Source organism: Streptosporangium sp. NPDC003464, assembly GCF_053588315.1.
On sequence record NZ_JBSFPS010000348.1, the window covers coordinates 1 to 9,234 of the forward strand.

Consider the following 9,234-nt stretch of genomic DNA (forward strand, 5'->3'; position numbering starts at 1 on the left):
GGCGGCGGTGCTGCTCGATGAGCTGCACATGGACGGCGACCGGCTGCTGCGCACCTCGCGCGACGGCCGGGCGGGCGCCAACGCCGGGGTCCTGGAGGACTACGCCGACCTGGCCGAGGGCCTGCTCACCCTGTACGGCGTGACCGGGGAGGTCCGCTGGTTCCACCGGGCCGGGACGCTGCTGGAGACCGTGCTCGACCGGTTCGCCGACGGCGCCGGCGGATTCTTCGACACCGCCGACGACGCCGAGCCGCTGTTCCGCCGCCCGCAGGACCCCACCGACAACGCGACCCCGTCGGGCCAGTCCGCCGCCGCCGGGGCGCTGCTGTCCTACGCGGCCCTGACCGGCTCGGCCAGGCACCGGGAGGCGGCCGAGGCGGCCCTCGGCCCGGTGACCCTCCTGGCCGACAAGCACGCGCGGTTCGCCGGGTGGGGGTTCGCGGTGGCCCAGGCCGCCGTCTCCGGTCCGGTCGAGGCCGCGATCGTGGGCCCGCCCGACGACCCGGCGACCTCGGCGCTGCACAGGACCGCCCTGCTGTCCACCGTCCCCGGCCTGGTCGTCGCGCTCGGCGCGCCCGGGTCGGCCGAGGTGCCGCTCCTCGCCGGCCGGGACCTGCTCGACGGCGCCCCGGCGGCCTACGTGTGCCGGGGGTTCGCCTGCAGGATGCCCGTCACCACCCCGGCCGGGCTACGGGCCGAGCTGGCGTCCTGAGGCGCCCGCGGAGGGCTTCCGTCGAGCTCCCGTCCTCAGGAGGGCTTCCGTCGAGCCGGCACCCTCACGGCCCCCCGTGGAGGGCTTCCGTCGAGCCGGCGTCCTGACGGCCCCTGTGGAGGGCTTCCGTCGAGCCGGCGTCCTCACCCGCCTTCCGCGGAAGGCTCCGTAAGGTGCCGCCGGGGCCCCTGACGGCCTGCGGAGACGGCTGAGCGGCCCCGCCCCGGCGTCCGGCCCGGACGCCGCCGGGCGTCTCCCCCCGGCGACGGAGACGGGACCGTCCCGGGGCCCGCGCTAACGGCCCGGGGCTCTGTCGAAGCCGTCGCCGGGAGGCTGTCCCTGGTCACCGGCGCCGCCGCCGTCCATGCCGTCTCCGGTCCCGCCGTCTCCGGTGCCGTCGCCGCCCGTGCCGTCACCGGTGCCGCCGCCCGTCCCGTCCGGGGACTGGCTCTGGTCGGGGGACGGGTCGGCCGTCGCGTCGGGGAGCGGCGTGGGCGTGGCGGTGTCGTAGCCGTCCCCGCCCCCGTCGCCGTAGTCGCGGTTGCCGGAGTCGTAACCGTCGTCATAGCCGTCGTCGTAGCCGTCGTAGGTGGAGTAACCGTAGTTGGACGGCTCGGCGAACTCCTTGACCGGCTTGCCCGACATCGCCTCGGCCATGAAGGCGCGCCAGATCTGGGCCGGGTAGGTCCCGCCGTACTGGGCGCTGCCGTTGACGACCACCGGCCTGTTGTCGTCACGGAACATGTCCACCGCGACCGCCAGCTGCGGGGTGAACCCGGCGAACCACACGGCCGCCGACTTGTCGGTGGTGCCGGTCTTGCCGGCCACCGGGCGGTCGTAGAGGCGGGCGGCCGAGCCGGTGCCCGCCTCGACGACCTGGGTCAGCGCGTAGGTGGCGTCGATGGCGGTCTGCTCGGTGAAGGCCCGCTCGCCCTTGACCTTGATCTTGGTGGTCCTGCCCTTGGCGTCGGTGACCGATCGGATCACGTGGGCGTCGCGGTGGACGCCCCCGGCGGCGAACGTGGCGAAGCCGGAGGCGTTCTGCACCGCGCTCACCGACGCCGTCCCCAGCGGCAGTGTGGGGAAGTCCGCCTGGCGGGCGAGCTGGTCGGCGGGGATGCCCACGCCCTCGGCGATCTTGGCGATCTTGTCCAGCCCGACCCGCTGCCCGAGGTCCACGAAGGCGGTGTTGACCGAGCTCTGGGTCGCCTTGACCAGGTTGACCTGGCCGTAGGAGTAGTTGCCCGAGTTGGGGATGCCCCTGTCGCCCGAGGTGACGTGCAGGGGCGAGTTGCCGTCCACGCGGGTGTCGAGGCCGAAGCCGTTGTTCAGGGCGGCCGCGAGCGCGTACGCCTTGAACGTGGATCCGGCCTGCACCTTGGCCGAGAAGGAGTTGTCGAACTTGTTGGCCTCGTAGCTGGGCCCGCCGTAGAAGGCCACGACCTCGCCGCTGGCGGGGTCGACGGCGGCCAGGCCGGTGCGGACCTTGGCCGAGGTGCCCTCGGGCAGGACCGAGGTGACGGCCCGCTCGGCGGCGGCCATCAGCCCCTTGTCGAAGGTCGAGACGATCTTCAGGCCGCCCTGGTTGATGGCCTCGTCGGTGTATCCCATGCGCTTGAGCTCGGCCGTCACCTGGTCGAGCATGTAGCCCTCCTGGCCCTTGGGCGCGAAGATCGCCTTGGGCTTCTTGAGGGTGGGGAAGGCGGTGGCGGCCGCCTGCTCGGGGGTCAGGGCCCCGGTCTGCACCATGCCGTCGATCACCGACTGCCAGCGCGCCCTGGCCGCCTCCAGGTCGGCGCCCCGGGGGTCGGCGAAGCGGGACGGCTGCTGGATCACCGCGGCGAGATAGGCGCCCTCCGCGACGGTCAGCCTGCCGACGTCCTTGCGGAAGTAGGCGTCGGCCGCCGCCTGGACCCCGTCGGCCCCCCGGCCGAAGTAGATCGTGTTGAGATACTGCTCCAGCACCCAGTCCTTCGACTTCGACTGGTCCACCTTCAGGGAGATCAGGACCTCCTTGAGCTTGCGGGCGACGGAGCGCTCCTGGCTGAGGCCGCTGTAGTAGTTGCGGACCATCTGCTGGGTGATCGTCGAGCCGCCCTGGAGCTGCTGGCCGGTGACCGTGGACCACATGGCGCGGAAGGTGCCCTTGAGGGAGACGCCCTTGTCCTCGTAGAAGGACCGGTTCTCGGCGGCGATGACCGCGTCCCTGACGCTCTCGGGGATCTGCGACAGGGCGACGCTCCTGCGGTTCACGCCCTGCTTGGCCAGCACGGTCTTGCCGTCGCGATAGTAGATCACCGAACCCTGCGCGGTGGCCCTGGGCTGCGTGCTGTCCGGGATCGGCGTCATGACCCACGCCACCCCGAAGAGGCCGATCATCGAGAGCACGGCGGCGCCGGCGACGACGAGCGCGATCCGCAGGACCCTCCGCCGCGGACCGCCCCTCTCCTGCCCCTTCTCCTGGCCTCTCTCCCGGCCCTTCAGCACGCCCGAACCCCCATCCACTCCGCATTCACCCCCCGTGAGCAGTGCGGACCGTAAGGGTAAACGATGGATAACGGTGTCTGAACCCCGCTTGGGATAGTACGGCTAGCTCTTCCCCTGGCGCGGTACATCGGCCACCAAAGGAAGGACCCGGTATGGCACGGGTGTGTCCAGCGCGATCACCGACGAGGTCCGGACCACCCCGCGAACGTCAACAATCAGGTCGATGACCCTCTGCAGATCGGCATTGCTGCGCGCCACCACACGGCAGTGCATGTCGTCGCCGCCGGTGATCGTGTGCACCTCCAGCACCTGGGGGATCGCCGCGAGCTGGTCGGCGACCGGGTCGTGCCCGCTGACCTGGCGGATCTGCAAAGTGACGAACGCGGTCACGTCGTAGCCGAGCGCGGCGGGGGCGATGTCGGGGCCGAAGCCGGTGATCACACCCCGGGCGGCCAGCCGGTCGAGACGGGCCTGCACGGTGCCCCTGGCGACACCGAGCCGCCGGGAGCACTCCAGCACGCCGAGCCTGGGCTCCCCCGCCAGCAGGGCGATGAGCCGGGCGTCGAGTTGATCAATCGTCATGATGTACAGGCACTCCGGTGGAACAGGCGGACAGATATACAAATTGTCCACTAATTCAAGTGACTGTTGCACAACCAGCCCATCAATACAGAGGGTGTGCGTATGAGCGACATCTTTCCCGTGAACGGTATGGACGCGGTGGTCTTCGCCGTCGGCAACGCCAAGCAGGCCGCCCACTACTACTCCAGCGCCTTCGGCATGAAGCTGGTGGCCTACCGAGGCCCGGAGAACGGCAGCCGTGACGAGGTGGCCTATGTCCTCACCTCCGGCAGCGCCCGGTTCGAGTTCCGCGGCGCGGTACGGCCCGGCACCGGCGTCGCCCGTCACGTGGCCGAGCACGGCGACGGCGTGATCGACCTGGCCATCGAGGTCCCGGACGTGGAGGCGGCCTACGCCCACGCGCTGGCCCAGGGCGCCCAGGGCCTGGCCGAGCCGTACACGCTGGAGGACGACCACGGCAAGATCGTGCTCGCGGCGATCGCCACCTACGGCGAGACCCGGCACACCCTGGTCGACCGGTCCAACTACAGCGGCCCCTACCTGCCCGGCTACGCCGCCGCGGAGCCCATCGTCGCGGCCCCCGACGTGAAGAACGGCCGCCTGTTCCAGGCCATCGACCACTGCGTCGGCAACGTCGAGCTCGGCAAGATGGACGAGTGGGTGGAGTTCTACAAGCGGGTCATGGGCTTCACCAACATGGCGGAGTTCGTCGGCGACGACATCGCCACCGAATACTCGGCCCTGATGTCCAAGGTGGTCGCCGACGGCACCCGCAAGGTGAAGTTCCCGCTCAACGAGCCGGCGATCTCCAAGAAGAAGTCGCAGATCGACGAGTATCTGGAGTTCTACGGCGGCCCGGGCGTCCAGCACATCGCGCTGGCCACCAACGACATCCTCAGCACCGTCGACCACATGCGCGCGGCCGGGGTGCAGTTCCTCGACACGCCCGACTCCTACTACGACGACCCGGAGCTGCGCGCCCGCATCGGCCAGGTCCGCGCCCCGATCGACGAGCTGAAGAAGCGCAAGATCCTGGTCGACCGCGACGAGGACGGCTACCTGCTGCAGATCTTCACCAAGCCGGTGCAGGACCGCCCGACGGTGTTCTTCGAGCTCATCGAGCGGCACGGCTCGCTCGGCTTCGGCAAGGGCAACTTCAAGGCGCTCTTCGAGGCGATCGAGCGCGAGCAGGACCTCAGGGGCAACCTGTAACGGCTCTTGGCTTTGCCGAGGCGGGTCCCTGGTGATCACAGGGTCATGGGACCACCGCCACCGCCGCCGCCGGACGACTCTGGATCAGCCCCCTGGTCCACCCCGCCCCCAGGGCGGGGCCCCGGCGGCGGCGGGCCGGCGCCCGTGAGGCTCGGCGGGCGATGGCGCCGCCTGATCGCGGGCATCCTCGACATCATCATCGTCGGCCTGATCTCCTCGCCGTTCACCTACGAGACGTTCACCACCGTCTGGGACACCGACAAGGACGTCTTCGTCCGGGTGCCCGTCCAGCACACCTTTCTGGCGGCCCTCATCGGCTTCCTCTACTACTGGCTGCTGACCGCCTTCTGGAACGGCCAGACACTGGGCAAGAAGCTGTTCGGCCTGCGCGTGGTCGACGACAGCGGGCGCAGGGTCGGGGTCGGGCAGGCCGCGGTGCGCGAGCTGGTGGCGTGGCTGCTGTACGCCACCTGCTGCCTGGGCTGGATCAACCTCGCCTTCATCCTTTTCACCCGACGCAAACAGGCCATCCACGACATCGCCGCCAGGACATTGGTCGTAGATGCCTGATCACCCCAGGTCAAGCACCTGTCTGGCGTAGTCTGCCGTTCGGTGGTCCGGTCCGACCGGGCTCGGAAAGGGGATTTGAGGGCATGGCGTCCGGTCGGCTGGCTATCGCGGCAACCGCCACTCTTCTCGGTTTACTCGGCTCGGTCGCCTGTTCGGCGTCACAAGGGGAGAGCATCACCTCCAAGGATGCGGCGCCCTCCGGCGCCCTCGGCTCCGCCGCGCCACGGGCGGCGGGCACGGTCGGCGCCCCCGGGATCGGCGACCCCGACTTCCCCACCGACGGCAACGGCGGCTACGACGTCGACCGCTACCGGCTCAAGCTCGCCTACGACCCCGCCGCCAAGCACCTTTCCGGCGTGGTCGGGATCGAGGCGAGGGCCACCCAGGACCTGTCCAGGTTCAACCTGGACCTGCGGGGGCTGGAGGTCGACCGGATCACGGTGGACGGCCGTCCCGCCAGGTTCGAGCGGGTCAAGGACGAGCTCATCGTCGCCCCGGCCGAGCTGATCCGCGGCAGGTCCGGCTTCACCGTCGAGGTCGCCTACGCCGGAGAGCCCAAGCCGGTCACCGGCTCCTCCAACCTGGGCACCTACGGGTTCATCCCGACCGCGGACGGCGCGTTCGTCACGGCCGAGCCCAACGGCGCCAAGACCTGGTTCCCGAGCAACGACCACCCGGCGGACAAGGCGCTCTACGACTTCGAGATCACCGTCCCCGCGGGGCTGAACGTGCTGGCCAACGGCGAGCTCGTCGGCGAGCCGAAGACCAGCGGCGGCAAGACGACCTTCGTCTGGCGGGAGAGCCACCCGATGGCGAGCTATCTGGCCACCATCACGATGGGCCGCTTCGAGCTGCGCCAGGGCAAGACGGCGGCGGGGATCCCCAACCTGGCGGCGGTGGACCCGCGCTACCGCGACGCGCTCGACACCCTCTACACCCAGTCGGGGCAGATCACCGACTACTGGAGCACGGTGTTCGGGCCCTACCCGTTCTCCTCCACCGGCGGCGTGATCGACGACTTCACCGCCGGATACGCGCTGGAGAACCAGACCAGGCCCATGTACGGCGGGTTCAACCCGGACGAGGGCATCATCGCCCACGAGCTGGCCCACCAGTGGTTCGGCGACAGCCTGAGCATCAGGCGCTGGAAGGACCTCTGGCTCAACGAGGGCTTCGCGACCTACGCCGAGTGGCTGTGGTCGGAGCACAAGGGTGACTCCACCGCCGAGAGGACCTTCCGCGGCCACTACGCGGCCGGCCCGTCCGCCGCCATCTGGCGATACCCGCCCGGCCGCGCCAAGCCGGAGGACCTGTTCAACAACTCGGTCTACACCCGTGGCGGCATGACGCTGCACGCGCTCAGGCAGCGGATCGGCGACCCGGTGTTCTTCAAGCTGCTGAAGACCTGGACCGCCGAGCACAAGTACGGGAACGTGACGACCGAGGAGTTCGTGGCGCTGGCCGAGAAGCTCTCCGGCAAGCAGCTCGACAGCCTCTTCGAGGCCTGGCTGTTCACGGCCGGGAAGCCGACCGAGTGGTGACGGCCCGGCGGCGGGTCAGCCGAAGATGAGCCGGTAGCCCTCCTTGCGCAGCGACGCGAGCACCTCGTCGGAGTGGGCGGGGCCCTTGGTCTCCAGCTGGAGCTGGACCTCGACCTCGCCCAGGTGCACGCCGAGCCGCTCGTGCACGATGTCGAGCACGTTCGCGCCGAGCCCGCCCAGCTTGGTCAGCAGCAGCGCCAGCACGCCCGGCCGGTCGGGCAGCGGGACCCGCAGGGTCAGATAGCGTCCCGCCGCGGCCAGGCCGTGCCGCAGGACCTTGGCCAGCAGCAGCGGGTCGATGTTGCCGCCGGAGAGCACGGCCACCACCGGCGGCTCGAAGACCTGCGGCTCGGCCAGGATCGCGGCCACCCCCGCCACCCCCGCGGGCTCGACGACCTGCTTGGCCCGTTCGAGGCAGAGCACCAGCGCCCGGGAGATGTCGCTCTCGGTGACCGTCACGACGCTGTCGACCAGGTAGTGGATCAGTTCGAAGGGCAGCTCGCCGGGGCGGCCGACCGCGATGCCGTCGGCCATGGTGGCGGCGGGCTGGACCATCACCGGCCGCCCGGCCGCCAGCGAGGCCGGGTAGGCGGCCGCCCGCTCGGCCTGCACGCCGACGATCCGCACGCCCGGCCGGAGCGACTTGACCGCGAGCGCGACCCCGGCGGTCAGCCCGCCGCCGCCGAGCGACATCACGATGGTGCCGACCTCGGGGAGCTGCTCCAGGATCTCCAGCCCGATCGTGCCCTGCCCGGCGATGACGTCCGGGTGGTCGAAGGGGTGGATGAACACCGCCCCGGTCCGCTCGGCGTGCTCCTTGGCGCTGGCCAGCGCGACGTCCACGGTGTGGCCGGCAAAGACGACCTCGGCGCCGTAGGAGCGGGTCGCGGCCACCTTGGGCAGCGGCGCCCCCTCCGGCATGTAGACCGTCGCCCTGGCGCCGACCAGACCCGAGCCGAGCGCCACACCCTGGGCGTGGTTGCCGGCGCTGGCCGCCACCACGCCACGGGCCCGCTCCCCCTCGCTCAGCCCGGCGATCCTCACATAGGCTCCGCGCACCTTGAACGACCCGGAGCGCTGCAGGTTCTCGCATTTGAGGTGGACCGGCCCGCCGATGGCGTCGGACAGCACGTGCGAGTGGAGCAGGGGCGTCCGCAGGGCCACGTCGGCCAGGAACTCACGGGCGGCGACCACGTCGTCGTAGGTCACCTGGGGGTGGGACATGCATGCCATCCTCCCACCCGCGCCCGGTACGGCCGCACCCGGCACGGCGGGCGGAGGCCATACCGGACAGGCGCGGCAAGCCCCCCGAAGGCCACAGCGGCGTGCTCGGCGCCGGCCTCGGCCTGGTCGCCGTCGTCACCATCTCCACCGCCAAGGATCGGCCCCCGTCCTGGACGCCCCCTGGCGCCGGCGGCCCCTCGCCGGCGCCCTCGTGAGTCTCCTCGCGGGCCTCTACCCGTCCCCGCGGGCCGCCCGTATGGAACCCATGGACGCCCCGCGCTGATCCTCGCCGACCTGGCACAGCTCACCGCGCGGCAGCGCGCCACGGGCCCGGCCCCGTACGGCGAGACATGCCAAAGAGGCGGAGCCGTACGGGAGTGTGCGCGGAGCCTCAGCGGGACCAGTAGCGGTCGGCGGCGAGGATCAGGGCGGCGGCGCCGACCAGGCCGGCGTCCTGGCCGAGGGAGGCGGGGACGACCCGGATCCGCCGGGCGAACTCCATCCGGGCGTGCTCCCGCAGAGCCGCCTCCAGCGGATCGAACAGCAGCGGACCGGCCTGGGAGAGACCACCGCCGACGGTGACGACGTCGAGGTCGCAGAGGTTGGTGGCCGAGGCGATGGCCAGGCCCAGGGCCCGTCCGGCGCGGTCCATGGCGGCGAGGGCGATCTCGTCGCCCGCCTCGGCGTCCAGGGCGAGCTGCCGGCCGCTGGCCGTCGCCGCCTCCACGTAGGCGGCCCCGGCGGCCACGCGGCCGGACCCGGCGGCGGCCGGGGTCCAGCCCTGCTCGACCGCCCAGGCCGCCAGGCCCGGACCGCGAGCACCAGGGCGAGGGCCGCGACCCCCATGAGGACGATCAGGCCGACCCGGGTCCTGGGCGGCGTGGTCGTCTGCTCTCCCTTGCCGCC

Annotated in this window: 8 protein-coding genes and 1 pseudogene; 5 read left to right on the plus strand and 4 right to left on the minus strand. The window is 71.5% G+C overall.

Features of this window, described 5'->3' with window-relative positions:
• Positions 1 to 712: pseudogene (locus tag ACWDS7_RS43570) on the plus strand (N-acylglucosamine 2-epimerase); the annotation flags it as partial.
• A 294-nt stretch (positions 713 to 1,006) separates the two neighbouring features.
• On the opposite strand, the gene ACWDS7_RS43575 reads toward ACWDS7_RS43570, so the two are convergent.
• Positions 1,007 to 3,217 (minus strand): transglycosylase domain-containing protein, encoded by a 2,211-nt coding sequence (locus ACWDS7_RS43575; RefSeq protein ID WP_451934073.1) that lies wholly within the window; start codon positions 3,215 to 3,217, stop codon positions 1,007 to 1,009.
• Between the two features lie 84 nt (positions 3,218 to 3,301).
• Positions 3,302 to 3,781: an Lrp/AsnC family transcriptional regulator gene (locus ACWDS7_RS43580; RefSeq protein WP_451934074.1), complete on the minus strand. Its 480-nt coding sequence runs from the start codon at positions 3,779 to 3,781 to the stop codon at positions 3,302 to 3,304.
• A gap of 102 nt (positions 3,782 to 3,883) precedes the next feature.
• On the opposite strand from ACWDS7_RS43580, the gene hppD reads away from it, so the two are divergent.
• The 3 genes from hppD (at position 3,884) to ACWDS7_RS43595 (ending at position 7,104) form a co-directional block, all read left to right on the plus strand.
• Positions 3,884 to 4,993: a 4-hydroxyphenylpyruvate dioxygenase gene (gene hppD / locus ACWDS7_RS43585; RefSeq protein ID WP_451934075.1), complete on the plus strand. Its 1,110-nt coding sequence runs from the start codon at positions 3,884 to 3,886 to the stop codon at positions 4,991 to 4,993.
• A gap of 144 nt (positions 4,994 to 5,137) precedes the next feature.
• Positions 5,138 to 5,563, plus strand: coding sequence for an RDD family protein (locus ACWDS7_RS43590; RefSeq protein WP_306863805.1), 426 nt, complete (start codon positions 5,138 to 5,140; stop codon positions 5,561 to 5,563).
• An 83-nt stretch (positions 5,564 to 5,646) separates the two neighbouring features.
• Positions 5,647 to 7,104, plus strand: a complete 1,458-nt coding sequence (locus ACWDS7_RS43595) for a M1 family metallopeptidase (protein WP_451934076.1) — start codon at positions 5,647 to 5,649, stop codon at positions 7,102 to 7,104.
• 15 nt (positions 7,105 to 7,119) lie between these two features.
• Here ACWDS7_RS43595 and ilvA read toward each other — a convergent pair whose 3' ends face one another.
• Positions 7,120 to 8,328, minus strand: coding sequence for a threonine ammonia-lyase (ilvA, locus tag ACWDS7_RS43600; RefSeq protein ID WP_451934077.1), 1,209 nt, complete (start codon positions 8,326 to 8,328; stop codon positions 7,120 to 7,122).
• Between the two features lie 2 nt (positions 8,329 to 8,330).
• Here ilvA and ACWDS7_RS43605 point away from each other — a divergent pair, with 2 nt between their 5' ends.
• Complete coding sequence (locus tag ACWDS7_RS43605; RefSeq protein ID WP_451934078.1) at positions 8,331 to 8,543, plus strand: hypothetical protein; 213 nt, start codon at positions 8,331 to 8,333, stop codon at positions 8,541 to 8,543.
• 176 nt (positions 8,544 to 8,719) lie between these two features.
• On the opposite strand, the gene ACWDS7_RS43610 is transcribed toward ACWDS7_RS43605, so the two are convergent.
• On the minus strand, positions 8,720 to 9,234 hold a 515-nt coding region (locus ACWDS7_RS43610; RefSeq protein WP_451934079.1), incomplete at its 5' end, for an ROK family protein.

Coding starts and splice junctions, on each gene's coding strand:
- ACWDS7_RS43595 (WP_451934076.1), top strand. CDS start 5,647: ATGGCGTCCGGTCGGCTGGCTATCGCGGCAACCGCCACTCTTCTCGGT.
- ACWDS7_RS43580 (WP_451934074.1), bottom strand. CDS start 3,781: ATGACGATTGATCAACTCGACGCCCGGCTCATCGCCCTGCTGGCGGGG.
- hppD (WP_451934075.1), top strand. CDS start 3,884: ATGAGCGACATCTTTCCCGTGAACGGTATGGACGCGGTGGTCTTCGCC.
- ACWDS7_RS43605 (WP_451934078.1), top strand. CDS start 8,331: ATGCCATCCTCCCACCCGCGCCCGGTACGGCCGCACCCGGCACGGCGG.
- ilvA (WP_451934077.1), bottom strand. CDS start 8,328: ATGTCCCACCCCCAGGTGACCTACGACGACGTGGTCGCCGCCCGTGAG.